The sequence below is a fragment of the Paractinoplanes polyasparticus genome, assembly GCF_019710575.1.
In the GTDB taxonomy this organism is placed as follows: Bacteria; Actinomycetota; Actinomycetes; order Mycobacteriales; family Micromonosporaceae; genus Actinoplanes; species Actinoplanes polyasparticus.
In genome coordinates, this window is sequence record NZ_JAHWFK010000007.1 from 299829 (window position 1) to 325150 (window position 25322).

Below are 25322 nucleotides of genomic sequence, written 5' to 3' on the forward strand. Positions count from 1 at the left end.
GAGGTGTCCATGATCACCGAGATTCTGACCGTCGCCGCCGAAGAGGGCGCCGCGGAGCACAACCCGATCATCCCGCTCTGGCAGGAGGTCGTCCTCGGCCTGATCGCCTTCTCGATCCTCTGCTTCGTGCTGATGAAGTTCGTCTTCCCCATGATGGAGAAGACCTTCGCGGCGCGGGTGGATGCGATCGAGGGTGGCATCAAGCGCGCCGAGGCTGCTCAGGCCGAGGCCAACCAGCTCCTGGAGCAGTACAAGGCCCAGCTGGCCGAGGCTCGCACCGAGGCCGCGCGCATCCGCGACGAGGCCCGGGCCGACTCCGAAGGCATTCGCCAGGACATCCTGGCCAAGGCCCGCGAGGAGTCGGACCGCATCATCGGCGCCGGCCAGGAGCAGCTCGCCGCACAGCGCGAGAGCATCGTGCGTGAGCTGCGTGCCGAGGTCGGCACGCTGGCGGTGGACCTGGCCAGCAAGATCGTGGGCGAGGCTCTCGCCGACGAGGCTCGCAGCCGGGGCACTGTGGAGCGCTTCATCAACGAGCTCGGCCCGGCCGGCTCGGCGGGCGGGCGGCGCTGATGGCGTCGAGCGTCAGCCAGCAGTCCTTCGCCGCGGCTTCCGAGAAGCTCAGCGGGGCGACCGGCACGGCCACGGCCGCGCAGGTCGCCACGGTCGCCGACGAGATCCTGTCGGTGGCCGCGCTGCTCCGGGCGCAGCCCAGGCTGCGCCGTGCGCTGACCGACCCTTCCCGCAGCGGCGCCGACCGGGGCGAACTGTTCCGGTCCCTGCTCTCCGGGAAGGTCACGCAGGTCACTGCGGACGCGCTCGCCACGCTGGTGGCGGGCCGCTTCTCCCGGCCCAGCGAACTGCTGGACGCCACGGAGCGGCTCGGCGTCGACGCGCTGCTGGACTCGGCGGAGCGGGACGGCAAGCTGGCCGAGGTCGAGGACGAGCTCTTCCGTTTCGGGCAGATCGTCTCCGGCACGCCGGAGCTGGCGGTCACGCTGAGCGATCCAGGCGCGCCGATCGATCGTCGCGTTAGACTGGTGAACGACCTGCTGAAAGGCAAGGCTCAGCTCGTCAGTGGGCGGCTCATCGAGGTGGCCATCGCGGGCCTCGGCGGCCGTGGGTTCGAGTCCTCGCTGACTCGCCTGGTGGAGTGGACCGCCGCGAAACGCGACCGCGAGGTGGCGTACGTGACGGTTGCCAAGCCGCTCAGCGAGGCGGAGGAGCAGGCCCTGGCCGGCAAGCTGGCCACCATGTACGGCCGGCAGGTCTCGCTGAAGGTCAACGTCAATCCCTCGATCATCGGCGGGGTCAGTGTCCAGGTCGGCTCCGACCTCTACGACGGCACGATCCTGCGCCGGCTGAACGCGGCCAAGCAGGCGTTCGCTAAATAGTTCTTTCCTCTCGATCGGCGGGTCACACCGCCGGGTCGAGCAGACCCCCTCGGTGGCGGGAACGTCCCGAGCTAGACAGAGAAGGCAGAGGATGGCCGAGCTGACCATCTCCTCGGACGAGATCCGGGGGGCGCTAGAGCGCTACGTCTCGTCCTACACGCCCGAGGTCTCCCGCGAGGAGGTCGGCATCGTCTCCGATGCGGGCGACGGCATCGCGCACGTCGAGGGCCTGCCCTCGACGATGACCAACGAACTGCTCGAATTCGAGGACGGCACGCTGGGCCTCGCCCTGAACCTCGACGTCCGCGAGATCGGCGCCGTGGTCCTGGGCGACTTCACCGGCATCGAAGAGGGCCAGAAGGTCAAGCGGACCGGCCGCGTCCTCTCGGTCCCGGTCGGCGACGCCTTCCTCGGTCGCGTCGTCGACGCGCTGGGCAACCCGATCGACGACCGTGGCGAGATCGCCAACGAGGGCTTCCGCGAGCTCGAGCTGCAGGCGCCGAACGTCATGGCGCGGCAGCCGGTGAAGCAGCCGCTGCAGACCGGCATCAAGGCGATCGACGCCATGACGCCGATCGGGCGCGGACAGCGCCAGCTGATCATCGGTGACCGCAAGACCGGCAAGACCACGGTCGCGCTCGACACGATCATCAACCAGCGGGCCAACTGGGAATCCGGCGACCCGGAGAAGCAGGTTCGCTGCATCTACGTCGCCATCGGCCAGAAGGCGTCGACGATCGCCAGCATCCGCGGCACGCTCGAGGCCGAGGGCGCTCTGCAGTACACGACGATCGTCGCCTCGCCGGCGTCCGACCCGGCCGGCTTCAAGTACATCGCCCCGTACACCGGCTCGTCCATCGGACAGCACTGGATGTACAACGGCAAGCACGTCCTCATCGTCTTCGACGACCTGACCAAGCAGGCCGAGGCCTACCGAGCGGTGTCGCTGCTGCTGCGCCGCCCGCCGGGTCGTGAGGCGTACCCCGGTGACGTCTTCTACCTGCACTCGCGTCTGCTCGAGCGCTGCGCCAAGCTCTCCAACGAGCTCGGTGGCGGCTCGATGACCGGTCTGCCGATCATCGAGACGAAGGCCAACGACATCTCGGCCTACATCCCGACGAACGTCATCTCGATCACCGACGGGCAGATCTTCCTCGAGTCCGACCTGTTCGCCTCGGGTGTCCGCCCTGCCATCAACGTCGGCACCTCGGTGTCGCGGGTCGGTGGCTCGGCGCAGGTCAAGGCGATGCGCTCGGTCTCCGGCCGCCTCCGCCTCGACCTTGCCCAGTTCCGTGAGCTGGAGGCCTTCTCGGCCTTCGCCTCCGACCTGGACCGCGCGTCGCGGGCGCAGCTGGAGAAGGGCGTCCGGCTGGTCGAGCTGCTCAAGCAGCCGCAGTACTCGCCCTACTCGGTGGTCGACCAGGTCATCGTGATCTGGGCGGGCACCACCGGCCAGCTCGACGACATCCCGGTCGGCGACGTGCGCCGCTTCGAGGGCGAGCTGCTGGAGTGGATCCGGCGTCACCGCAGCGACCTCTACACCTCCATCGAGTCGTCCAACGTGCTCACGGACGACAACGTGGAGAGCCTGAAGTCCGGCGTGGTGGAGTTCAAGGAGCTCTTCAAGCAGGGCAACACCGGCGTCCGGGCGAACGACCCTGAGGTCGAGGCGCTCGCCGAGGGCCGCGAGACCCATGAGACGGTGACCCGCGAGGTCCGCCGTCCGGCTGAAGAGCAGTAGTCATGGCCGGTCAGGTACAGGCACTCCGGCGGCGCATCCGCACCGTCAAGTCGACCGCGAAGATCGCCAAGGCTCAGGAGCTGGTCGCGACCAGCCGGATCGCCAAGGCTCAGGAACGGGTCACCGCTTCCAAGCCGTACTCGGAAGCAATTACCCAGGTCCTGACCGCGCTCGCCTCGAACGCCTCGGTCGACAACCCCCTGCTGGTCCCGCGCGAGCGGGTCCGGCGGGCGGGTGTCCTGCTGGTCACCAGCGACCGCGGCCTGGCCGGCGCCTACAACGCCAACGCCATCCGGACGGCCGAGCAGCTGATCGCCCGGCTCAAGGCGGACGGCAAGGAAACGGTGCTGTACGTGGTCGGCCGCAAGGGCGTGGGCTACTACCGGTTCCGCAACCGGCCGATCGAGGCCAGCTGGACCGGCTTCTCCGAGCGGCCGTCGTTCTCCGACGCGAAGACCATCGGTGACGCGTTGCTGGAGGCGTTCGTCGCCGGCGCGGACGACACCGATGCGCACTACGGCCCGGACGGCATCCAGGGCGTCGACGAGCTGCACATCGTCAGCACGCAGTTCAAGTCGCTGATGACGCAGAGCGCCGAGGCGCACTTCCTGGCCCCGATGCACGTCGAGGAGCGCGAGGCCGAGCCCGGTCTGCGCCCGGCCTACGAGTTCGAGCCGGACGCCGACGAGCTGCTGAACGCGCTGCTGCCGAAATACCTCAACACGCGGATCTACGCGGCGTTGCTGGACTCGGCGGCCAGCGAGTCGGCCTCCCGGCGACGGGCGATGAAGAGCGCGTCGGACAACGCGAACGACCTGCTCAAGCGGTACACGCGGGAGATGAACTCCGCGCGGCAGGCCGCGATCACCCAGGAAATCAGTGAGATCGTCGGCGGCGTCGAAGCGCTGTCCTCGGCAGGAAGTGATATGTGATGACTGCTGTAGCTGAGCCCACCAAGACGGAGACCGGCACCGGCCGCGTCGTCCGGGTCATCGGCCCGGTCGTCGACGCCGAGTTCCCGCGGGACGCCATGCCCGACATCTACAACGCGCTGCACGTCTCGGTGACCCTCTCGGGCGGCACCAAGACGCTGACGCTGGAGGTCGCCCAGCACCTGGGTGACAACATCGTCCGCGCCATCTCGATGCAGCCGACCGACGGCCTGGTGCGCGGCGCCGAGGTCACCGACACCGGCGCGGGCATCTCGGTGCCCGTCGGCGACGTGACCAAGGGCCACGTTTTCAACGCCCTCGGCGAGGTGCTCAACGCCGACCCGTCGACCCTGGACATCCAGGAGCGCTGGTCGATCCACCGCAAGCCGCCGGCGTTCGCCGACCTCGAGCCCAAGACCGAGATGCTGGAGACCGGCATCAAGGTGCTCGACCTGCTCGCGCCGTACGTGCGTGGTGGCAAGATCGGCCTGTTCGGCGGCGCGGGCGTGGGCAAGACGGTGCTCATCCAGGAGATGATCATCCGCGTTGCCCGTAACTTCGGCGGCACCTCGGTGTTCGCCGGCGTGGGTGAGCGCACCCGCGAGGGCAACGACCTCATCCTCGAGATGGAGGAGGGTGGCGTTCTCGACAAGACCGCCCTCGTCTTCGGCCAGATGGACGAGCCGCCGGGCACCCGGCTGCGCGTCGCGCTGACCGCGCTGACCATGGCGGAGTACTTCCGGGACGTCCAGAACCAGGAGGTGCTGCTCTTCATCGACAACATCTTCCGGTTCACCCAGGCCGGCTCCGAGGTGTCGACGCTGCTCGGCCGCATGCCGTCCGCCGTGGGTTACCAGCCCACCCTGGCCGACGAGATGGGCCAGCTGCAGGAGCGGATCACGTCGGTCCGCGGCAAGGCGATCACCTCGCTGCAGGCGATCTACGTGCCCGCCGACGACTACACCGACCCGGCGCCGGCCACCACGTTCGCTCACCTGGACGCGACCACGAACCTCGAGCGGTCGATCTCGGACAAGGGCATCTACCCCGCCGTGGACCCGCTGGCCTCCAGCTCGCGGATCCTCGCGCCGGAATACGTCGGCGCCGAGCACTACGCGGTCGCCCGTGAGGTGCAGCGCATCCTGCAGAAGTACAAGGACCTGCAGGACATCATCGCCATCCTCGGCATGGACGAGCTCTCGGAAGAGGACAAGGTCACGGTGCAGCGGGCTCGCCGCATCGAGCGTTTCCTCTCCCAGAACACGTACGCCGCCGAGCAGTTCACCGGCGTTCCCGGCTCGACGGTCCCGCTGAAGGAGACCATCGAGGCGTTCAAGAAGATCAGCGAGGGCGAGTACGACAACTTCCCCGAGCAGGCCTTCTTCATGTGCGGTGGCCTCGAGGACCTCGAGAAGAACGCGCACGAGCTCATGAAGGGCTGATTCAGCCTCTGCGTCACCGGAGCCGCGCCGACTGTCACAGTCGGCGCGGCTCCGGCGTTTCCGGCCGTAACCATGTCCGATTTGTGGTGGTTGTAGCGCGCGAGGACCGACGGCACTGGTTACTCTTGACCATCGGTCGTGATCGAAGGGGAGCACGTGACGAAGTCTTCGAAGCGGACGCCCCTGTGGGCTCGGCTCTGCGCCATCTTCGGGTGCGTGCTCATGGTCGTGGCCGGTGGCGCCCTGGTCGCCCAGCAGGTGCTGGTGTCGCGCTACGCCGGCGCGGTCGAGACGAAAGACCTGTTCGGCGACGCGGCCGCCGCCGGCAGCGAGCAGAAGGTCTCCGCCATCAAGGGCCCGCTCAACATCCTGCTGGTCGGCATCGACCCGCGCAGCGACGAGCAGACCCCGCTGTCGGACTCGATCATCGTGGCCCACATCCCGGCCGACATGAAGCAGGCGTACCTGTTCTCCATCCCGCGCGACCTGGTGGTCGACATCCCGCCCTTCGCCAAGACCGGCTTCAAGGGCGGCCGCTCCAAGATCAACGCCGCCATGGGGTACGGCAGTGCGGTCGGCAACGGCAAGCACGACGTGGTGCAGGGTTTCGACCTGCTCGCCAAGACGGTCGGTCAGCTCACCGGCATCCCGACCTTCGACGCCGGCGCGATCATCAACTTCAACGGCTTCAAGGCGATCGTCGAGGCCATGGGCGGCGTCACCATGACGATCGACCAGAACGTCAAGTCGGAGCACCTCCAGCCCAACGGCAAGCCCCGCCCGCGCCTGTCCCGCTGCGCCGACAACTCCTGCGCGCACCCGTACTACGGCCCCCAGGCGGAATACAAGAAGGGCACCTACCACCTCCAGGCGTGGCAGGCCCTCGACTACGTGCGGCAGCGCTACGGCCTGCCCCGGGGCGACTACGACCGCCAGCGGCACCAGCAGCAGTTCATCAAGGCCATGGCCAAGCAGGCGCTGAGCAAGAACGTGGTCACCAACCCGGCCAAGCTCGACAAGGTGCTCAAGGCGGCGGGCAAGGCGCTGATCTTCGACGGCAACGGCCACTCGGTGGTCGACTGGGGGTTCGCGCTGAAGAACGTCCGCTCCGACGACATGACCCTGATCAAGCTGCCCGGCAGCTCGATCATCGACAACGGGCGCTACCGGGGCGAGGAACTGGACTCGACCGCGAAGGACTTCTTCGCCGCCGTCCGGCAGGATCAGGTCCGCAACTTCATCTTCCGGAATCCCGAATACATCAGCACCAACAGCTGATCACATGTGGTAGTCGACACCCCGTTACCACGGCGGCCACGAGGGCCGTTTAGACTTCACCCAATAGTTGAAGCAGCCTGAACAGGGAGACAGCGTGGCCAACCAGCTGCCCGTCAAGGTCGTCGCCGTCGAGGAACGCGTCTGGTCCGGTGAGGCCGAGATGCTCGTCGCGCGCACCACCGAGGGTGAGATCGGTGTGCTGCCGGGTCACTCGCCGCTCCTGGGCCTGCTCAAGGAGCCGTCGCAGGTGCGGGTCAAGCTCGCCGGCGGCGAACAGCTCACGTACGACGTATCGGGCGGCTTCCTCTCGATCGACGCCGACGGTGTGACCGTCCTCGCCGAGAGCGCCACGCCCGCCACCCCCGAGTCCCGCTGACTCCGGCGATGCGGGTTCTGGAAGTCTTCGGAATCTGCGTCGTCGCGCTGCTCGCGCTCCTGTTCCTGGTTTTCTTCCGCCGCCGGCTGCTCATGGCCGGCGGCGGAACCATTCGCCTCCAGATCCGCATCAGCGAGCTCGTGCCGGGCCGCGGCTGGTCCACGGCGATCGGCCAGTTCGCCGGGAGCACGCTGCGCATCCACCGCATGTTCAGCTACGCCGTCCGTCCCAAGCGCACGCTCGACCGCTCGTCGACCGTGGTCGAGGGCCGGCGGCTTCCCGAGGGTCCCGAACGGCTCACGATGCCCGGCCACTGGGTGATCCTGCGCCTGTCCACCACCCTCGACGAGATCGAGATCGCGATGGCCGAGTCCACGGTGACCGGCTTTCTCTCCTGGCTCGAGGCGGCCCCGCCCGGCCAGCCCGGCAGCGTCGCGCCCCGCCCGGCCATCCGCCCCGACCCGATAGAGCAGTGACGGCCGCGCTCCGCAGATTGGCTCTCGTTGCCCCGGCCTCGCTCTTCTAGCGTCGAGCCATGCGCATCCGAATCGTCGACGCCTTCACCGACCGCCCGTTCGCGGGCAACTCCGCCGGTGTCGTGGTGCTCGACCAGCCCGACTTCCCCGACGAGCAGTGGATGGCCGCGGTCGCGGCCGAGGTCAACCTCTCCGAGACCGCCTTCGTCCACCCGCTCGACCCAGCCGGCGAGGCCGACTACGCGCTTCGCTGGTTCACTCCCGCCGTCGAGGTGGCGCTGTGCGGCCACGCCACGCTGGCCACCGCCCATGTGCTGGCGATCGACGGCACCGTGCGGTTCGCCACCCGCAGCGGTGTGCTGACCGCCACCGCTGTCGACAAGGGCTGGTTCACGCTTGACTTCCCGACCGCGCCGCTGGCCCCCGTGGCCGCCGACCCCGAGCTGCTCGACGTGCTGGGCGCCACGCCCGTCTCGGTCCACCACACCGGCCCGAACACCGACGACTTGCTGCTCGAGCTGTACGACGAGGCCGCGGTGCGCCGGCTCACCCCCGACCTGGCCACCCTGGCCGGCTACGAGCGGCGCGGCGTGATCGTGACGGCCCGGGCCGACGACCCGGCCGCCGACTACGACTTCGTCTCCCGCTTCTTCGGCGCCGCCGCCGGTGTCGGGGAAGACCCCGTCACCGGCAGCGCCCACACCGCGCTGGCGCCGTTCTGGTCGGCCAAGCTGGGCGGCCGCACCGACCTGGTCGGCTACCAGGCGTCGGCCCGCGGCGGCTACGTCCGGGTCTCTCTGCACGGCGACCGCACCCACCTCACCGGCCAGGCGGTCACCGTCATCGACGGCACCCTCACGGCCTGACCGGAGTGCGCCGGACGGCGCCGGGGCGGTCGGCCGACCGCCCCGGCGCGGATCCGTCATCTCATCCGGGTTTCCCGCTCTGCAGCTCGACCTCGAAGCCCCAGGCGTCTTCCAGATAGGCGGCGTACGACTCCGGGCCGCCCGCGCGGGGATGACGATCGGGGAACAGCAGCGCCCAGCCGTGGCCGGCCGCAGCGGCGGTCAGACGGTCGACCTCGGCCCGGCTGCCCGCGTTGAACGCCAGGTGGTTGAGCCCGGGCGCGAGCCGGTCGTGCACGTCGCTCGAGAGGGCGGGCGACTGCTCCAGCACCAGGTAGACGCGGTCGCACAGCCAGGACCGGCCGCCCGGCCACTCCTGGTACGGCTGCCAGCCCAGCTCGCCGAGCAGCCAGCCCCACGGGCCGGTCGCCCCGGCGAGATCCGGCACCCACAGCTCGACGTGGTGCAGCATCAGGCCGCGCCGCCGCCCGGCACCCACTTCACGTCGCCGCCCGGGTTGGCCGTCCGGGACAGGATGAACAGCAGGTCGGACAGGCGGTTCAGATATTTCGCGGGCAGGTCGCTCGTCCGCGACGGGTCGGCCCGCAGCAGCGTCCACGTCGACCGTTCGGCCCGGCGCGCCACCGTGCGGGCCACGTGCAGCAGCGCGGCGCCGGCGGTACCACCCGGCAGGATGAAGCTGTCGAGGGCGGGCAGCTTCTCGTTGAACTCGTCGCACCAGCCCTCGAGGCGGGTCACGTACTCCTCGGTGATCCGCAGCGGCGGGTACGGCGGGTCCTCGGTCTCGGGGTTGCACAGGTCGGCCCCGACGTCGAACAGATCGTTCTGGATGGCCGTCAGCACCGTGCGGAGGTCGGGCGGCAGGTCGCCGAGGGCCAGAGCCACCCCCAGCGCGGCGTTGCACTCGTCGGTGTCGGCGTACGCGACGATGCGCGGATCGGTCTTGTCGGCGACCTCGTTGTTGCCCAGGCGGGTCTGCCCGGCGTCGCCGGCACGGGTGTATATGCGGGTCAGGTGAACGGCCATCAGCCGAGCCTAATAGGGATCCCCGCCCGGCCTCGCCTGTCGGGCCGGCCGTCATACCGACCCCGACGGAGCGCGCCCGTGCGGGCGGCCCATACCATGGCCCGCGTGGATGTGATCAGGGTGAAGGGCGGCACGCCGCTGACCGGTGAGGTCACTGTCGGCGGTGCGAAGAACTCGGCGCTCAAGCTGATGGCGGTGGCCCTGCTCGCGCCGGGCCGCAGTGTGGTCGAGAACGTTCCGCGCATCACCGACATTGCGATCATGGCTGAGGTGCTGCGCCGGCTGGGCTGTCAGGTGACGCTCGAGGGCGGTCAGGCGACCATCGACGTGCCCGCCGAGCCGGGCAGCGAGGCCGACTACGACCTGGTCCGGCGCCTGCGGGCATCGATCTGCGTGCTGGGTCCGCTCCTCGCGCGGACGGGCTACGTCCGGGTCGCCCTCCCCGGCGGCGACATGATCGGCTCGCGGGGACTCGACATGCACGTCTCCGGTCTGGCCCGGATGGGCGCGCAGATCTCCGGCGAGCACGGTTTTGTCATCGCCTCGGCGCCCGGCGGCCTGCGCGGCAGCAAGATCTGGCTGGACTTCCCGAGTGTCGGCGCCACCGAGAACCTGCTGATGGCGGCCGTGCTGGCCAAGGGCGTCACCGAGATCGACAACGCGGCCCGCGAGCCCGAGATCGTCGACATCTGCGAGATGCTGACGGCGATGGGCGCGCGGATCGACGGCGCCGGCACGTCGACCCTGACCATCGAGGGCGTCGAGTCGTTGCAGCCGGTGCGGCACCGCACCATCGGCGACCGGATCGTCGGCGGCACCTGGGCCTTCGCGGCCGCGATGACCCGCGGCGACGTCATGGTGAACGGTGTGCGGCCCGAGTTCCTCGACCTCGCGCTCGACAAACTGGTCACGGCGGGGGCCACGGTCGAGCCGGGCGACAACCAGTTCCGCGTACGCATGTCCGAGCGTCCCAAGGCGGTCGACGTGGTGACCCTGCCCTACCCGGGGTTCGCGACCGACCTGCTGCCGATGGCGCTGGGCCTGGCCTCGGTGGCCGAGGGCTCCTCGCTCGTGACCGAGAACATCTTCGACGGCCGCTTCATGTTCGTGAACGAGATGGTGCGCCTGGGCGCCGACATCCGCACCGACGGCCACCACGCGGTCGTGAACGGGCGCGACAGGCTGTCCGGGGCGCCGGTACGGGCCACCGACATCCGGGCCGGGGCCGGGCTGGTCATCGCCGGTCTGTGCGCCGAGGGTGTCACCGAGGTCGGCGAGGTGCACCACATCGACCGCGGCTACCCCGACTTCGTCAACGATCTGGCCAAGCTGGGCGTCGAGGTCGAGCGGGCCGACGTGCCGGAGCCGACGTTCGACTTCTGAAACGGGGCTCGAAGTGCCTCAGAGCACGAGCCGCCGCGCTTCCTCGACCTGGTCGGCGAAGACCAGCACGACCGTGCGCCCGTCCCGGTCGCGCGTCTGGGTTGCTCTGATCCCGGCGTCGCCGAGCCGCCGGCGTATCTCGTCGGCGACCTCGGAGTCGGCGGCGATGGCGGCCGGGCGGAGCAGTCCGTAGTCGGGCTCGCGCTCACCGAAGATGGCCAGCCCGTCCGGGGCTGATTCGCCGTCCCGGGCCGAGGTCCATTGCAGGCCCATCCGCCAGAAGATCACTCCGAGGAACCCGACCAGGCCGACGGCGATCAGCGGCCCGATGAGGTACCAGCCGTTCTCTGGCGCCATGGGCACAGTCTCGCACCGGAAGCGGGCGTTTTTCGGCGGAATTGCCCCGATAGAGGGGCCACCCCTGGCCTGAGTTTCCGTTCAGTAGCCCCGCTAGGGTGAGCTTGTTGTTTCCGGCGTCACAGAGGAGTGCACTTTCATGGCGGGTCGTTTGGCGGTCATCGGCTCCGGACTGATGGGTTCCGGCATCGCGCAGGTCTCGGCCCAGGCCGGCTGGCAGGTCACCATGCGCGACGTGGACGACGCGGCGACCGGCCGCGGCATGGCGGCGATCCGCGACTCGCTGAGCCGGTTCGCGGCCAAGGGCAGGATCACCGAGGAGGAGGCCGAGGCGACCCTCGCCCGGATCACTCCCACCACCGACCTCGACGCGGCCACCGACGCCGACGTGGTGGTCGAGGCGATCTACGAGAAGGTGGAGGCCAAGCACGAGGTCTTCCGCACCCTCGACAAGATCTGCAAGGCCGACGCCGTGCTCGGCACCAACACCTCGGCCATCCCGATCACCCAGATCGCCACGGTGACCGCGCGGCCTGAGTCGGTCGTCGGCATCCACTTCTTCTCGCCGGTGCCGATGATGAAGCTGGTCGAGCTGGTCCGCGGCTACCAGACCTCCGACGAGACGCTGGCCGCGGCCCGCGCCTACGCCGAAGAGGTCGGCAAGACCTGTGTCGAGGTCAAGCGCGACGTCGCCGGCTTCGTCTCCAACCGGCTGTTCTCGGCGATCCTGGTCGAGGCGGTCAAGCTGGTCGAGTCGGGCGTGGTCAGCCCAGCCGACCTCGACACGGTGATGAAGCTGGGCTTCGGGCACTCGATGGGCCCGCTGGCCACGGTCGACCTGACCGGCCTCGACGTCATGCTGAACGCGGCGACCAACATCTACCGCGACACCGCCGACGAGAAGTTCTTCCCGCCCGAGCTGCTCCAGCGCATGGTTCAGGCCGGCGACCTCGGCCGGAAGAGCGGCAAGGGCTTCTACTCGTACTGACCTGGCCTATCATGCCTGATGTGAATAAAACGGGCATGGCAGCGCCGGAGGACATGCAGTGGGCGCTGGCCGAGGCGAGCAAGGCCGCCCTGGCTGTCGCTCCGGGCTGGTTCCGGGCCTGGGGCACGACGGAGGACAGGTGGTCGGCCATCAGCGTGCGGTCGGCCACCCAGGTCGTGGTCAACCACAGCCGGGAGGACGACCGGCATCCGAACAGCTGGACGGTGCGGGCGGTCTTCGGCACCCACACCGTCGAGCTGCGCGTCGGCCCGTACGACTCGATGGACCAGGCCGTGCTGGTCGCGCACGCGATCCTCTCGGTCGCCTACAACGGCACCAGCTAGGACGCCTGCTCCTGCTCCTCGAGGTCGCGTGAGGCCACCCGCAGCCGCACCTTGGTGATCGCGCGGCCGGTGACCTCGGCGACCTCGGCCGAGTGCCCGTCGATCTCGACCACCTCGCCCGGCTCGGTCGGGATGTGCCCGAGGTGGGCCAGCACGAGGCCGGCGACCGTCGTGTAATCGCCCTCGTCGAGGCGCTCGACGTCGACGCCGATGTCGGGCAGGTCGTGGATCGGGAAGGTGCCGGGCAGCAGCATCGCCCCGTCCGTCTCGTGCACCACGGACTGCACGTCGCGGTCGGTCTCGTCGTAGATCTCGCCGACGATCTCCTCGACCAGGTCCTCCATGGTGATGATGCCGTCGATCGCGCCGCGCTCGTCGACCACCAGGGCCAGCTGCTGACGCTGGACGCGCATCTGGCGCATCGCGTCCGACACCTTGAGCGTCTCGGGCAGGAACAGCGGGGCGAACATGTGACCGCTTACGGGACCTTCGGCGTCCACCAGGTCGCGCAGGTGCACCACGCCGAGCACGTCGTCCAGGCCCATCGGCCCGGTGACCGGCGCCCGCGAGTGCCCGCCGGCGATCAGCTGACTGAGCGCCTCGTGCGACGGCGCGTCGGCCGGAACGACCAGAACGTCCCTTCGCGGTACGAGGATCTCGCGCAGGATCCGGTCGGCGATCTCGAACGCGCCGCTGATGATGGTGCGCTGCTCGGGGGTGAACTCCTGCTGCTGGGTGACCAGGTCGCGGATCTCCTCGGTGGTCACCTCCTCGCGGCCGGCGTCGGGATCGTTGCCGGTGACGCGGACGATCATGTCGGTCGACTTGCCGAGCAGCCAGACCGCCGGCCGGGACAGCGCCGCCAGCATGTCGAGCGGGCGGGCCACCACCATCGCCCAGCCCTCGGCCCGCTGCATCGCGACACGCTTGGGGGCGAGCTCGCCGACGACCAGCGTGAAAAAGGTCAGCACGATGGTGACGAGCACGATCGACACCGCGTTGGCGGCGTCGCCGAGGAAACTGAGCGGACCGGTCAGCGGCTTGGCCAGCGAGACCGCGGCCGAGGCGGAGGCCAGGAAGCCGGCCAGCGTGATCCCGATCTGGATGGTGGCCAGGAACCGGTTCGGGTCGCGGGCCAGTTTCGCCAGCGTGCGTCCGGTGCGCGACTGCCGCTCGAGCCGCTGGAGCTGACTGTCGCGCAGCGAGATGAGGGCCATCTCGCTGCCCGAGAACGCCGCGTTCAGCAGCACCAGCACGATGACGAGAACAATCTGCCAGCCATATCCGCCCATGGCGGCGACCAACTCCTCAGCTCAGGGATCACGCCGGTTTACCCGCCGGTGACCGGGATCAAGCCTGTCAGAGTAGGCCGTCGCGTTCCACGCGTACGACCGTAGCGACCGCGCTCCACCTCCGGGCGACCCTTTACCGGAAAGTGGAGCCGCGGGTTTACCGTTCAGGGACAAGAGACGAACTTGGTTCGGCACCCGGCGGCAACCGGGTGCCGTAGTAGACGCAGACCCCCCGAAGGGGCCGCACGATCCAGGGCCTTGCGCCCGGGGGAATGTTGGCCTCGAACCGTGGGGCTGCCTTGCTACGGCACTCGGGATCCTGGGGCCGTACGGAGCGGCCCCCGCACGACCGGAGGTAGCCGCCGTGTTCACCCTTCTCGAATCCATCAGCCCGGCCGTGGGCGGGGCCGCCGTCATGATCGCCTGTCTGCTCGGCGCGTTCGTTCTGTACGTCGGGCTGACCCTGGCCGTCACGCTCTTCCATCCCAACCCCGAACGGCGGCGGCACGCGGCCGGCGTCCTGCGCCAGCTGTTGCGGTTCCTGCGGAACGCCCGATGAACCGCGCCGAGGAACTGCGGCGTCGCCTGATCGGCGAGCGCACGGTCGAGGCGCTGGCCACCCTGCGGCGCCAGGGTGTGCGGCTCGGCCGGCCGCGCCGCTGCTCCGACGACGTCCTGGCCCGCGTGGTGACCGAGCGCGTCGCCGGCGCCCGGCTGGCCGACATCTGTGCCCGGCTGAACGCCGACGGCATAGCCACCCCGGCCGGTGGCGGCCGGTGGTATCCCTCACACATCTCGCGTCTGATGCGGACCCAGGACGCCGTACGCCTGAGCATCTCAGTGGGTCGAAGCGAAGGCCAGGGACATCAGGGTGGCCGCGATCATGCCGCCCAGCAGCGTCAGGCCGATGCCGCCGATGTCGAGGCGGGCCTGCAACCGCCGATGGGCGAACAGGGCCGCCACCGGCACCCCGGCCGAGGGCGCCACCAGGAAAGCCAGCCAGCCCAGCCCGCGGATCACCGCGCCGCCCGGCACCCCGGTGCTGCCGAACGAGACCAGGCCCGAGCCGACCAGGCCGGCCAGGGCCGCCACCACGGCTCCCAGGATCGGCAGCAACGGCAGGGCCCACCGCGGCAACGAACGCCGGCCGGCCGGCCGGATCGTGTAGTCGATCCGCTCGGCCGCCTTGGCCAGCAGCGCGCGGGGCGACTGGCGAACGGTCGGCGGGTCCATCGACTCGGGCGCTCTGGGCAGCGCGGCCCGCGGCAACGACTCGACCGGCACCGGCTCGGGCAGTTCGCCCAGCGCACGTACGCGCAGACCGCGGGCCCGCCGCAACTGGTCCCACAGCCGGGCTGCCTCCCGGTCCACATCGAGCACCTGCGCCGCCGCGGCCCCGGCCCACTGGTCGGCCGACAACGCGTCGCTCTCGGCCCGGGCCAGCTCGCCGCCGGCCTGCGCGGCGTTCTCCTGGTAGGCCTGCTCGGCGTTGCTCAGGGCGGCGTCGCGGCGGCGCGTGGCCTCGGCCAGCGCGCTGACCATCAGCTGGTAGTCGCGGCCGATGGGCTGACGGTCACGTGTGGTCACTGTTCACCTCGTACGGGACGATGACTTCCGGGGTGCGGTGCACCGAGCGGTCGAAGAACAGCGCCCGCCGGCTGCGCGGATACCAGGCCGGACCGCCGGGCTGGGGATACAACGGCGCGAGGTCGGCGCCCTGCACGTCGAGGGCCACCCAGGCCCCGATCGGATCGAGGCGGGCGCCGACGCCGCCCAGCGAGTCGCGCAGCCGGTTCACCGAGCGCCACCAGCCCAGCACGTGCGTACGTCGCTCCGGCCCCTCGGCCAGCAGCGTCCGGAGCGAGACGTCGGACGTGGCGTCGAGCGCGTAGCCGATCACGTAGTGCGGGATCGAACTTTCCTCCAGGGCCGGGGGCGCGTCGCACCAGTCGGCCGAGGGCAGCTCGGCCATCAGCCGGGCCGCCGGGCGGGACGCGTCCGGGTCCAGGCAGACGATGCTGAAGTGGGCCGGACCCTGCGCGGCCAGCGACAACGCCGCCGCCGCGAGCACGTCGCAGGCCTCGTCGGTGCGGGTGCCGAGCACGGCCAGGTTGCGCCCCGGCATCCGTCCCAGCCGCAGCCGGGCCGGCCGGGCGGCCACATCGATCCGCTCGCCCAGCACCGCGCCCGGCGACGAGCCGACCGGGCTGGCCGCGTCGGGCACCGGGCCGGCCGGGCGGCAGGTCTCCGGCAGCAGCGGCACCGCGTCGCCGTCGAAGAGGCGGGGCTCCTCGCACCCGTCCGGCCGATCGCGCCACAGGCGTCGTTGCAGGCTGCGCCAGACGAGACGGTCGCCCGCGTCGGGGAGCCGTACGATCTGGTTGGCCCCGGACGTCCCCGACTGGGTGTTCACCACCGCGTGGAAGCGGGGGATGACCGCGGCGGCCAGGTTGTCGTCGGCCAGGATGCGGCGGGCCTTGGGCAGGGCGATCCGCAGGGTGAACTGTCCGATCAGGCCGGAGCGTCCCCACAGCGCCTCGATGCCGGAGACGTCCTGCGAGGCCAGGATCAGGTGGATGCCCTGCGAGCGGCCGCGGCGGGCCAGGTCCTCGAGCAGCGCGACGGCCTCGTCGGCGACCGCGTCGCGGCCGGACAGCAGCACCTGGAACTCGTCGATCACGGCGACGATGCGCGGCCAGTGCCCGGCCGGGTCCTCGGCCCGCAGTTCGGCCAGTTTGGACGCGTCCACCCGCTTGGCCGCCTGGGCCCGCGTCCGCAGCTCCTCGCCGAGGTGGCGCAGCATGGCCAGGCCGAACTCGCGGTCACCGTTCACGTTGATGCCGGCCAGCCGCACCTGAGGCAGCCAGCCCGGGTCGCGCGGGCCCGGCACGAAGCGCGCGAACGAGACGCCCTCCTTGAAATCGAGCAGGTAGAGCGCGAGCTCCTCGGGGCCGTAGCGGGTGGCCAGCCCGGCCAGCCAGGCGTAGATCAGGTTGGTCTTGCCCGACCCGGACGGCCCGCCGATCAGCGCGTGCGGCGGATCGTCACCCAGCGGCACCTGGATCAGCGTGCCGTCGGTGCTGTCACCGATCGGCGCGACCAGACCGTGGGCGGAGGACTCGGCCCAGAACTCGCGCGGCTCCAGATCGGACAGCCGGGCCGGGGGCGGTCCGGCCCGCAGTCGCTCGGCGGCGCCCCGGCAGAAGGCGGTCACCCGTTCGGCCGGCGGCGGTGGGTCGAGGCGGATCTCCAGGTCGCCGGTGAGGTCGCAGGTGGCCCGCTGGTCGCCCACGGTCAGCCGGCGCACGCTGGGATGCTCGGTCAGGTCCAGCCCGCGTACGACGAGATGGACGCCGCACGCGACACCGGTGCGCACGATCCGGTCGAGCTGGGCGCGCTGACCGTTGGTCAGCTCGTCGGCGGTGGCCGCGTCGGCCAGCAGCACGATCACCCGCCACGGCTCGGCCCGCGGCCCGGCCGTGGCCGCGGTCAGGTCGGCCAGTGACCGGTGCTCGCCCGCCAGCACCGACTCGTTGACCCGGCAGATGTGCTCGACCAGCTCGTCGAGCGTCGCGCCCAGGCTGCCCGGCCCGACGAACGAGATGCCGAGCGGGGCGAACGAGGCCAGCGTGCCGCCCAGGTGCTCGGGGTCGTAGACGGTGAGCTGCACGTCTCCCGGCCGGGTGGTGCCGAGCGCGCGCAGCAGCAGACCGGTGATCACCGCGTCGGTCTCGGCGACCGGCCCCGAGAAGTTCAGGTGGGCCGCGTCGAGGAACGGGATCAGCGCCGGCAGGGCCGCGGTGTCGTCGAGCGTCAGCGTGCCGATCCGCAGCAGGCCGGGACGGGTGCCGGGCTCGGGCTCGGTCGGCGACCACATCCGCCACGGCAGGCCGGCCGCCCCGCTCGCGCTCAGTGCGGCCAGGTGCCGCACGTTGCCGGCGAGCCGGGACGACTCGAACTGGAAGCGGCGCTGGATGTCGCGCCGGGCGGCGTCGCGGGCCTCGGCGAGCTGGTTGAGGCAGGTCGAGTAAGCGTCCCGGACGAGCCGTCGCCGGTTCAGAGCCTCGCCGCGTGCCGACTCCGCCTCGGCCAGCACGGCCCGGGCCGCCCCACGCGCCTCGGCCAGCTCCTGCCGGACTGCGGCGACCAGCTCGTTGCGGTGGCTAACCACCCGACCCCCCGTAGCGCATGATGGGGGATTTTACCGATTTGGCAGCTTATCGCCGGATTATGTGCTGCGTGTCGGCGCGGTCCGGTTACCTCGCGGCCGGGCCACCCCACGGGCGTCGGGGCTGGTCAGTTCCGCCCACAGCCGGGCCGCCACCAGGTCGGCGGCCTCGTTGTGCCACCGCCGCAACGTGCCACGCGGCACGTAACGGCGCATCCAGTCGACCGCCTGCCGGGCCTCGAGCTCGAGGCCGTCCGTGCGCATCTTCCGGGCGTACGGATTGAGCCCCAGCACAGCACAGAAGTGCAGCGCGTTGTAATGCCGCCAGTCGTCGCCGGTCTCGAACGGACCGGCCGGGCGCAGACTGTCGACGCTGGCCCGCAACACCGCCCGCAGCTCCGTAGCCCGTTCGAGCGGCTGGTCGAGCGCCCGCCCGGTCAACCGCCGGTCGACCGCCGGCAGGTCGGTGAGCGGGCTCCGCATCAACCGGCCCAGGTTGCCGTAGTTGTCGAGCGCCTGCCGCGCGTACCGCAGGAAATCCGCCTCGTCGGTGGCCTGCAGCCGGCGGTGCGACTGATGCCGGGGCAACGCCTCGGCCAGCTGCAACAAGGCCGAACGGTTCCGGCGCAGCCGGTCGTCACTGCGGAAGGCGAGCAGGTCGAGCCCGCGCAGCACCGCCCCGCTCAGCCCCGTCACGGTCATCACCACGGCCAGCACAGCGAACTGGAGGTACGTCAGCACCGGCTCGTCGCCGGCCGCGAGCATCGTGACTGCCACCGGCCCGCCCACCAGCACGGTCGCGATGACCGCCGCCGTCGCCGACCGGATCAGGTCGGGCCGCAGCCGCTCGCCCACCTCGAACGCATCCGACACGGCGACCAGGAACCCGAGGATCAGCAGGTCGAGCCCGATCGCGGCGACCACCAGCCCCGACGAGCCCAGCTCGACCGGCAGCAGCAACGCGGCCAGGGCCAGCCCGTACAGCGAAGCCGCGACGGCCAGCGCCGCGGTCAGCATCGGCGGGCGGACCTGGTCGCGGAACCGCCGGAGCAGGAACAGCCCGCCCATCAGCGGGGCCAGCACGACCAGCCGCCCCACCGGCGGGAGCAGGATCGCCATCACCAGGAACAGGCTGCCGAGCAGCATCCAGCCCAGGTCGATCTGCCGCCGCTCCGGCACCGAGGCCGGCAGCAGCGCCACTGCCGCGCCCGCCCAGAGCAGGGCCGGAACGCACAGCAACACCTGGGTGGCGGTGCTGTCCGGATCGACAGTCCACAGTGCCACTCCCACGGCGTACGCCAGAAGCGCGGCCGCCGCCCGCAGCGCCGCCGGCCGCGCCGGATCACGGCCGATCAGATAGCAGGCGGCCCACCACGTCAGGGCGAAGGCGGGAACAGCGAGCGCGGGCACTCGGAGAGTCAACCAAACAGTTGCCGTGCGCCGGAACCCGACAGGGCCCGCCGGCGCCGCCGCCGGCGAACCACCCAGACACCTGCGAACACCAGAAGAACCAGTCCGACCAGGACCAATACCGGCAACAGGATGGCCAGGACGGACATCAAAACACTGCCGATGTCTTCCACCGTGCTGGCGACCGGAGCGCCGAATCCCGCCGTTGTGGTGTTCACCACCGGCCGTGACGCGGCCTTCACCCCGTGCACGACGAGAGCGATCACGACGCCGGCCGCGATCGGAACCCATTGGTGCGAGGAGAAGAACGAGCCCGGGTCGCTGACCGTCACCGTCTCGGACGACGACCCCGCCCCGAACGCCAGACCACCCGCGGTCGGCCGCACCACGGTCTGCACCACGTCGTTCACGTGGTCGACCACCGGCACCTTGTCCGCCACGACCTCGATGGCCAGCAACAGGGCGAGGATCAGCAACGTCCAGCCGTTGGACAGCCAGCTCCACCCCGTGGGCAGATCGATCGTGTCGGTGTAACGGGCCAGCAGGCCCATGGTCAGCAGAGGAATATAGGCGTTGAGACCCGCCGATGCGGCCAGGCCAGTTCCGGTGAGCGCTTCGAGCACAACCCCAGAATGACAAACCCCCGCGAACGCCGCTTGCCGCGAACGCCGACCGTGACGGTACTGTCGTCCGGTGCGCCTGGTCATCGCGAAGTGCTCCGTCGACTACGTCGGACGGTTGTCCGCCCACCTGCCCACGGCAGTCCGCCTCGTGATGGTCAAGGCCGACGGCTCGGTCTCCATCCACGCCGACGACCGTGCCTACAAGCCCCTGAACTGGATGAGCCCACCCTGCAAACTGCAGGAGTCCCCGGGCGTCTGGAAAGTGGTGAACAAGGCCGGCGAGGAATTGAGGATCACTCTGGAAGAGGTGTTTCAGGACACTTCGTACGAGTTGGGTGTTGATCCCGGTCTGGTCAAGGACGGGGTCGAGGCGCATCTTCAAGAACTGCTGGCCGCGCACCCGGAGACGTTCGGCGAGGGTCATACCCTTGTTCGCCGTGAATTCATGACTGCTATCGGGCCGGTTGACCTGCTGCTCAAGGACGCCAAGGGTGGTTCTGTGGCTGTCGAGATCAAGCGCCGGGGGGAGATTGACGGGGTCGAGCAGTTGACCCGGTACCTCGAATTGATGAACCGTGATCCGCTTCTTGCTCCTGTTCAGGGGGTTTTTGCCGCTCAGGAGATCAAGCCGCAGGCTCGGGTGCTTGCTGGGGATCGGGGGATTCGGTGTGTGGTTGTTGATTACGACAAGCTTCGTGGGATGAAGAAGGATGAGCTCACTCTGTTTTAAGGGTGGCTTTCTTGCGCAGCCTGAATGCGGCGTCGTCGGCGCGAGGGGGAGCCGAGCGCGAGCGGCCGGTCGCTGCGGCCCGCGCCAACGCGTCCGGGTAGACCCCGCGCGCCCTTAACTCGCCATATCGACCCCCCAATGGGGGTCGGGGGGTGAAGCGGTGGTTGGGGTGGAGCGCCTGCTGATGGGGGCGCGGCTTGGTCGCGCGGCCGCTTGCAGTTGGGGCGGCCGCCTGAAGTTTATGTGGGTGTTCTTCGGCCTTGGTCAGTAACCGGAACAGGGCCGCTTCGCGTGGTTGTTCGGGTTTGCTTTCTCAAGCCCACCCACCGCAACCATCGCCAGAGTTGCTCTCCAGCGATGGCCGGGGTTTGGGGCAGAGCCCCAAGGTCTTCAAACCCATTAATGCGAGAGCTCAGTACGGTCATCCCCGGTAGTGCCCACGAGATAGAACCGCGCCCCGGCACCAGCGATCACCGCCTGGATCAGCACCGTGCTCCAGTCGAGGCGGCCTTGGCCGATGGCGATCCACGCCGGGATTCCGAGGAGCAGCATGTCCGGCCCCATGACGGCGTTGACGAGCGGTCCGGTCGAGAGCGTGCCCATAGGCGTATCCAGCGGCAACAACTCATTGCGCACGAACCCGACCCGGGCCCGGTGCACCGCGGCGGCCGCCCCCATGGGCCCGAGGACCAAACCAAGGGCCCACCACGGCCCGGACGACAGGTCACCCAGCACGTCCAGCAGCGTCAGCGCCAAGGCGGCCCACAGGGCAGCCAGGACTCCGGGCACCCATAGGCGCTGGAGGACGGCTTGGCGGGAGGACAGACCGAGGAGCCTGAGCAGCACGGGGTTGCCGGCGTCGGTCTTGACGTTGCCGGTGGCGGTCGTCCCGGCAACCAGGCAACCGACCAGGACAGCGGCGCCGAGCACCCAACCGGGGGCGCTGCTGAGCAGCACGGGCAAGGCGGCGCCGAGCAGCAGCCACAACAGACGGCTGCGGCGGCGCAGGGTCAGCAGGACGTCCTGAGCCACGAGAACGGGGAGGCGCGGGAACAGGCTCGTCGAGCGAAGGTGACGGCGGGCCCAGTACCGGCGTTCGATCATGTCGGTGAGGAACGAGGGTTCGATGCCGAAGGCGGTGTCGAACAGCGTCCCGGCTGTGCGGGAGGCCTCCAGGATCCGGTCGCTGGGCGTGGCGGCCAGACCGCGGATCACCACTGCCAGCGCGGCCAGGACCACGACGGCGGCCACCCCCACGACCAGCCCCAGCGTCGTGACCGAGGGCCAGCTGCTGATCGACCCGGCGTCGTCGAGCGTCGTGGAGGCGACCAGACCGGCCAGCCCGGCCGCGAACACCAGGCCGACCACCCGGTCCAGCGCCTCGCCCCACCGTCCGCCGGCCTGTGCGGCTGTAGCGATCAGCACCAGGGCGAGGCCGATGAGCGCTCCGCCGCCGACCAGCAGCGCGACCTCGTCGGCGGCCTCGGCGCGCGGCGCGGCGTGGCCGGCGATCGCCAGCGCGGCTGTGGCGCCGATCGCCGCGGCCACGATGCCGGTGATGCGCAGCGACGGCAGCAGCAGCCGGCGGCGGCTGACGGGGGCCGGGAGCAGCCACGACGCGGCCGGGCGGCTCAGTGCGAGGGGGCCGAATCGGCGTAGCGCGAGGTAGAGCAACCCGTAGATGACGGCCACCAGCGACCCCGCGGCCAGGGCCGAGGCGTCGGGGGCGGGCGGCCAGAAGACCTCGGCGACCTGGCGGTGGAACATCCCGCCGATGATCGCGATGGACAACGCGCCGATGTACAGGCTGCTCAGTGTGGCGCCGCGTTCGCGGTGGGAGGACTGGGTGCGGCTGATCCAGCGGCGGACGGGCGCCAGCGGGACGGCGGTCATGGCGTGACCGCGCTGAGCGACTCCATGGTGGTGATGGCCGCTCCGGATGCTTCCGCGAAGGCGTCGTCGTGGCTGGCCATGAGCAGGGAGCCGCCGCCGGCCACGTAGTCGGCGAGCAGGCCGGCCACGTCGGCCCGGCCCTCGCGGTCGAGGCGCTGTTCGGGCTCGTCCAGGATCAGCAGGGAGCTCGGGCGCAGCAGGGCGATGGCGAGGACCAGCCGCTGCTTCTGGCCGGACGACAGCGACGGCGGGATGGCGTCGGCGTGGGTGGCCAGGCCGAAACGCTCGAGCGCCTCGTCCACGCCCGCCGACGAAGGGTCCTGGCCGTGGGCCCGGCACACCAGTTCGGCGTGCTCGCGAGCGGTCAGGCCGGGATACCAGGTGGGCGGTTCGACCGTGGTCACCACCGCCCGCCAGAACTCGGGGGTGGCGCCGGGGTCGCCGCCGAAGACGTGGATGGCGCCCTCGTCGGGCTGCTGGAGGCCGCTGACGCAGCGCAGCAGGGTCGACTTGCCGATGCCGTTCTCGCCCGTGACGCAGACGCCCCGGCCGGCCGGGACGGTCAGGGTGACGCCCACCAGCACGGGCGTGGAGCCGTAACCGACATGCAGGCCGTCGACCTCGACCGCGGGATGATCCACCACTTCACGGACGCTAGCAGTTACTTCCGGCCGTACAGAATCCGCAGCGCCTTGACGATGTTGGCGACCTGGGCCGGCGTGCGCTCGAAGGTCATCGCAGGCAGGGCGGAGGGCGCCCGGCGTACGGTGATCGACTTGGCCCGGGCGAACTCGCGCAGCCCGTCCTCGCCGTGTATGCGGCCGAAGCCCGACTCGCCGACGCCCCCGAACGGCAGGTTGCCCATGCCGACGAAGGACAGCGTCGAGTTGACGGCGACCATGCCCGAGCGCAGCCGGCGGGCGATCTTCAGCGCGTTCCTCTTGCCGAAGACGGCGCCACCCAGCCCGTACGCGGTGTCGTTGGCCTTGTCGACGGCCTCGTCGACGTCGGCCACCTTGGTGATCGTGAGCGTCGGGCCGAACGTCTCGTCCCGGATCTCGCGGGAGTCGGCGGGCACATCGACAAGGACGGTGGGGGAGACGTACGGGGGCTGGACCGCGTCCGGCCCGCCGAGCACCGCCCGGCCGCCCTTGGCCAGCGCGTCGTCGATGTGGTCGCGGATGATGTCGAGCTGGCGGGGCATCGTGATCGGGCCGATCTCCTCGCCCGTACGCAGCTTGGCCGCCTTCTCGACGACGGCGCTGACGAACGCGTCGTAGACCGGGGCCACCGCGTAGACCCGCTCGATGCCGATGCAGGTCTGCCCGGCGTTGGTCATCGAGCCCCAGACCGCGGCCTCGGCCGCGGCCGGGATGTCGGCGTCGGCGTCCACGATCAGCGCGTCCTTGCCGCCGGCCTCGATCACGGCGGGCACCAGATTTTCCGCGCACGCGGCCAGCACCTTCTTGGCGGTGGCGGTCGAGCCGGTGAACGCGATCTTGCCCACCCCCGAGCGGCACAGTGCCGCACCGGTGTCACCGAGCCCGTGCACCGCCTGCAGCACCGGCTGCTCGGGCACGACCTCGGCGAACGTGTCGACCAGCCACTGGCCGACGATCGGGGTGTATTCGCTCGGCTTGAAGACGACGGCGTTGCCGGCGGCGAGCGCCCCGCTGATCGGGCCGACCGGGGTGAGGATCGGGTAGTTCCAGGGGCCGATCACGCCGATCACCCCGAACGGCTGGTATTCCAAGTGACCGGAGTGCTCGGCGACCAGCAGGCGGGTGCGCATCCGGCGCGGGCCGAGCACGCGCTTGGCGTTGCGGGCGGCCCAGTCGAGGTGTTCCACCGCGGCGGTGGCCTCGACGACGGCGTCGGCGTCCGGTTTGCCGGTCTCGAGGCTGGTCAGCCGGGCCAGCTCCTCGATCCGGCGGACGATCAGCGAGCGCCAGCGCAGCAGCCGCTCGCGGCGGCCGTCGTAGCCGAGTGCCTGCCACCACAGGGCGGCCTCGTGGGCGCGGCGCACGGTCTCGTTCACGGCCTCGGTGTCGGCGACCGGCACACGGCCGGCCTCCGCGCCCGAGGCGGGATTGGTGGAGATCAGCACGCCGTCTTCGACCACCGGCTGGCCGGGCACTCGGGTAGCGGTCATGGATGCGAGCCTAATTCACTTGTTACCGGCGAGTCACCCATTGATTCCGCGTCTCCGGCTCCGGCGGGCTGGTGATCGAGCTCACCCGTACGCTGGTGAATGTGAGTCCTCGCCGCAACCACCCCCGTCGTCGTGACGCCGGTGTCGAGCCGCTGCGCGACCTGACCGACGAACGGGTCCGCAAGGGCATCGAGGGCCGTCAGCAGTGGCAGGACGGCGAGTGGATGGTGCGGTCGATCTTCGGCGGGGCCGCCGTCAAGACGTACCGGTGCCCGGGCTGCATGCACGAGATCCGCCCCGGCGTGGCGCATGTGGTGGCGTGGCCGGCTGACGGGCGGGGCGACGAGACCGACCGGCGGCACTGGCACACCGGTTGCTGGAAGGCCCGCGACCGGCGCGGCCCAAATGTGGAGCGCTCGCGCAACGCCCCGCGCTACGGATGAAGGATCTT

At 70.5% G+C, this 25322-nt stretch carries 26 protein-coding genes; 15 read left to right on the plus strand and 11 right to left on the minus strand.

The window, feature by feature from the left end:
* Positions 1-21 precede the first annotated feature (21 nt).
* The 9 genes from KXC43_RS10820 to KXC43_RS10860 all read left to right on the plus strand — a co-directional run bounded on the left by KXC43_RS10820 (position 22) and on the right by KXC43_RS10860 (position 8505).
* Positions 22-573, plus strand: a complete 552-nt coding sequence (locus KXC43_RS10820; protein WP_221376021.1) for a F0F1 ATP synthase subunit B — start codon at positions 22-24, stop codon at positions 571-573.
* Positions 573-1394: a F0F1 ATP synthase subunit delta gene (locus tag KXC43_RS10825; protein WP_221375850.1), complete on the plus strand. Its 822-nt coding sequence runs from the start codon at positions 573-575 to the stop codon at positions 1392-1394. The genes KXC43_RS10820 and KXC43_RS10825 overlap by 1 nt, the downstream gene beginning before the upstream one ends.
* A gap of 91 nt (positions 1395-1485) precedes the next feature.
* On the plus strand, positions 1486-3135 hold the full coding sequence (atpA, locus tag KXC43_RS10830; RefSeq protein ID WP_221375851.1) for a F0F1 ATP synthase subunit alpha: 1650 nt from the start codon (positions 1486-1488) through the stop codon (positions 3133-3135).
* 2 nt (positions 3136-3137) lie between these two features.
* The gene (locus KXC43_RS10835; RefSeq protein WP_221375852.1) at positions 3138-4067 is read left to right on the plus strand and encodes a F0F1 ATP synthase subunit gamma; all 930 of its coding nucleotides are present in this window, start codon (positions 3138-3140) and stop codon (positions 4065-4067) included.
* A complete protein-coding gene (atpD, locus tag KXC43_RS10840; RefSeq protein WP_255643823.1) occupies positions 4067-5509 on the plus strand; it encodes a F0F1 ATP synthase subunit beta in 1443 nt (480 codons plus the stop codon). The genes KXC43_RS10835 and atpD overlap by 1 nt, the downstream gene beginning before the upstream one ends.
* Before the next feature lie 156 nt (positions 5510-5665).
* On the plus strand, positions 5666-6787 hold the full coding sequence (locus KXC43_RS10845; protein WP_438870869.1) for an LCP family protein: 1122 nt from the start codon (positions 5666-5668) through the stop codon (positions 6785-6787).
* Positions 6788-6881: 94 nt separating this feature from the next.
* Entirely contained in the window at positions 6882-7163 is a 282-nt protein-coding gene (locus KXC43_RS10850) for a F0F1 ATP synthase subunit epsilon (RefSeq protein WP_221375854.1), read from the plus strand.
* A gap of 8 nt (positions 7164-7171) precedes the next feature.
* On the plus strand, positions 7172-7639 hold the full coding sequence (locus tag KXC43_RS10855; RefSeq protein ID WP_221375855.1) for a DUF2550 domain-containing protein: 468 nt from the start codon (positions 7172-7174) through the stop codon (positions 7637-7639).
* Between the two features lie 59 nt (positions 7640-7698).
* Complete coding sequence (locus KXC43_RS10860) at positions 7699-8505, plus strand: PhzF family phenazine biosynthesis protein (RefSeq protein ID WP_221375856.1); 807 nt, start codon at positions 7699-7701, stop codon at positions 8503-8505.
* 61 nt (positions 8506-8566) lie between these two features.
* On the opposite strand, the gene KXC43_RS10865 is transcribed toward KXC43_RS10860, so the two are convergent.
* A complete protein-coding gene (locus KXC43_RS10865; protein ID WP_221375857.1) occupies positions 8567-8956 on the minus strand; it encodes a VOC family protein in 390 nt (129 codons plus the stop codon).
* On the minus strand, positions 8956-9531 hold the full coding sequence (locus tag KXC43_RS10870) for a cob(I)yrinic acid a,c-diamide adenosyltransferase (RefSeq protein ID WP_221375858.1): 576 nt from the start codon (positions 9529-9531) through the stop codon (positions 8956-8958). The genes KXC43_RS10865 and KXC43_RS10870 overlap by 1 nt, the downstream gene beginning before the upstream one ends.
* Before the next feature lie 96 nt (positions 9532-9627).
* Here KXC43_RS10870 and murA point away from each other — a divergent pair, with 96 nt between their 5' ends.
* On the plus strand, positions 9628-10914 hold the full coding sequence (gene murA, locus KXC43_RS10875) for a UDP-N-acetylglucosamine 1-carboxyvinyltransferase (protein WP_221376023.1): 1287 nt from the start codon (positions 9628-9630) through the stop codon (positions 10912-10914).
* Positions 10915-10932: 18 nt separating this feature from the next.
* On the opposite strand, the gene KXC43_RS10880 is transcribed toward murA, so the two are convergent.
* The gene (locus KXC43_RS10880) at positions 10933-11271 is read right to left on the minus strand and encodes a hypothetical protein (RefSeq protein WP_221375859.1); all 339 of its coding nucleotides are present in this window, start codon (positions 11269-11271) and stop codon (positions 10933-10935) included.
* A gap of 139 nt (positions 11272-11410) precedes the next feature.
* On the opposite strand from KXC43_RS10880, the gene KXC43_RS10885 reads away from it, so the two are divergent.
* Both KXC43_RS10885 and KXC43_RS10890 read left to right on the plus strand, forming a co-directional pair.
* Complete coding sequence (locus KXC43_RS10885) at positions 11411-12259, plus strand: 3-hydroxyacyl-CoA dehydrogenase family protein (protein ID WP_221375860.1); 849 nt, start codon at positions 11411-11413, stop codon at positions 12257-12259.
* Positions 12260-12294: 35 nt separating this feature from the next.
* A complete protein-coding gene (locus KXC43_RS10890) occupies positions 12295-12603 on the plus strand; it encodes a hypothetical protein (RefSeq protein WP_221375861.1) in 309 nt (102 codons plus the stop codon).
* On the opposite strand, the gene KXC43_RS10895 is transcribed toward KXC43_RS10890, so the two are convergent.
* A complete protein-coding gene (locus KXC43_RS10895; RefSeq protein ID WP_221375862.1) occupies positions 12600-13895 on the minus strand; it encodes a hemolysin family protein in 1296 nt (431 codons plus the stop codon). The genes KXC43_RS10890 and KXC43_RS10895 overlap by 4 nt on opposite strands.
* Before the next feature lie 364 nt (positions 13896-14259).
* On the opposite strand from KXC43_RS10895, the gene KXC43_RS10900 reads away from it, so the two are divergent.
* The gene (locus KXC43_RS10900) at positions 14260-14454 is read left to right on the plus strand and encodes a hypothetical protein (RefSeq protein ID WP_221375863.1); all 195 of its coding nucleotides are present in this window, start codon (positions 14260-14262) and stop codon (positions 14452-14454) included.
* A 278-nt stretch (positions 14455-14732) separates the two neighbouring features.
* On the opposite strand, the gene KXC43_RS10905 is transcribed toward KXC43_RS10900, so the two are convergent.
* Genes KXC43_RS10905 through KXC43_RS10920 form a run of 4 tightly spaced genes read right to left on the minus strand, consistent with a single transcriptional unit; the run spans position 14733 to position 20096 of the window.
* The gene (locus KXC43_RS10905; RefSeq protein WP_221375864.1) at positions 14733-15482 is read right to left on the minus strand and encodes a hypothetical protein; all 750 of its coding nucleotides are present in this window, start codon (positions 15480-15482) and stop codon (positions 14733-14735) included.
* Positions 15469-18066 (minus strand): FtsK/SpoIIIE domain-containing protein, encoded by a 2598-nt coding sequence (locus KXC43_RS10910; protein WP_221375865.1) that lies wholly within the window; start codon positions 18064-18066, stop codon positions 15469-15471. Before KXC43_RS10910 ends, KXC43_RS10905 begins: the two co-directional genes overlap by 14 nt.
* Positions 18067-18123: 57 nt before the next feature.
* Positions 18124-19473, minus strand: a complete 1350-nt coding sequence (locus KXC43_RS10915; RefSeq protein WP_221375866.1) for a hypothetical protein — start codon at positions 19471-19473, stop codon at positions 18124-18126.
* A gap of 8 nt (positions 19474-19481) precedes the next feature.
* The gene (locus KXC43_RS10920; protein WP_221375867.1) at positions 19482-20096 is read right to left on the minus strand and encodes a DUF4126 domain-containing protein; all 615 of its coding nucleotides are present in this window, start codon (positions 20094-20096) and stop codon (positions 19482-19484) included.
* 70 nt (positions 20097-20166) lie between these two features.
* On the opposite strand from KXC43_RS10920, the gene nucS reads away from it, so the two are divergent.
* Positions 20167-20826 (plus strand): endonuclease NucS, encoded by a 660-nt coding sequence (gene nucS / locus KXC43_RS10925; protein ID WP_221375868.1) that lies wholly within the window; start codon positions 20167-20169, stop codon positions 20824-20826.
* 399 nt (positions 20827-21225) lie between these two features.
* On the opposite strand, the gene KXC43_RS10930 is transcribed toward nucS, so the two are convergent.
* From KXC43_RS10930 to KXC43_RS10940, 3 genes are read right to left on the minus strand one after another with little or no spacing between them, the layout of a single operon-like run.
* Entirely contained in the window at positions 21226-22719 is a 1494-nt protein-coding gene (locus KXC43_RS10930; protein ID WP_221375869.1) for a DUF6297 family protein, read from the minus strand.
* Positions 22716-23363 (minus strand): ABC transporter ATP-binding protein, encoded by a 648-nt coding sequence (locus tag KXC43_RS10935; protein WP_221375870.1) that lies wholly within the window; start codon positions 23361-23363, stop codon positions 22716-22718. The genes KXC43_RS10930 and KXC43_RS10935 overlap by 4 nt, the downstream gene beginning before the upstream one ends.
* A 17-nt stretch (positions 23364-23380) precedes the next feature.
* Positions 23381-24871, minus strand: coding sequence for an aldehyde dehydrogenase family protein (locus KXC43_RS10940; RefSeq protein WP_221375871.1), 1491 nt, complete (start codon positions 24869-24871; stop codon positions 23381-23383).
* Positions 24872-24972: 101 nt separating this feature from the next.
* Here KXC43_RS10940 and KXC43_RS10945 point away from each other — a divergent pair, with 101 nt between their 5' ends.
* The gene (locus KXC43_RS10945) at positions 24973-25314 is read left to right on the plus strand and encodes an Rv1322 family protein (RefSeq protein WP_498370561.1); all 342 of its coding nucleotides are present in this window, start codon (positions 24973-24975) and stop codon (positions 25312-25314) included.
* Positions 25315-25322: the final 8 nt, after the last annotated feature.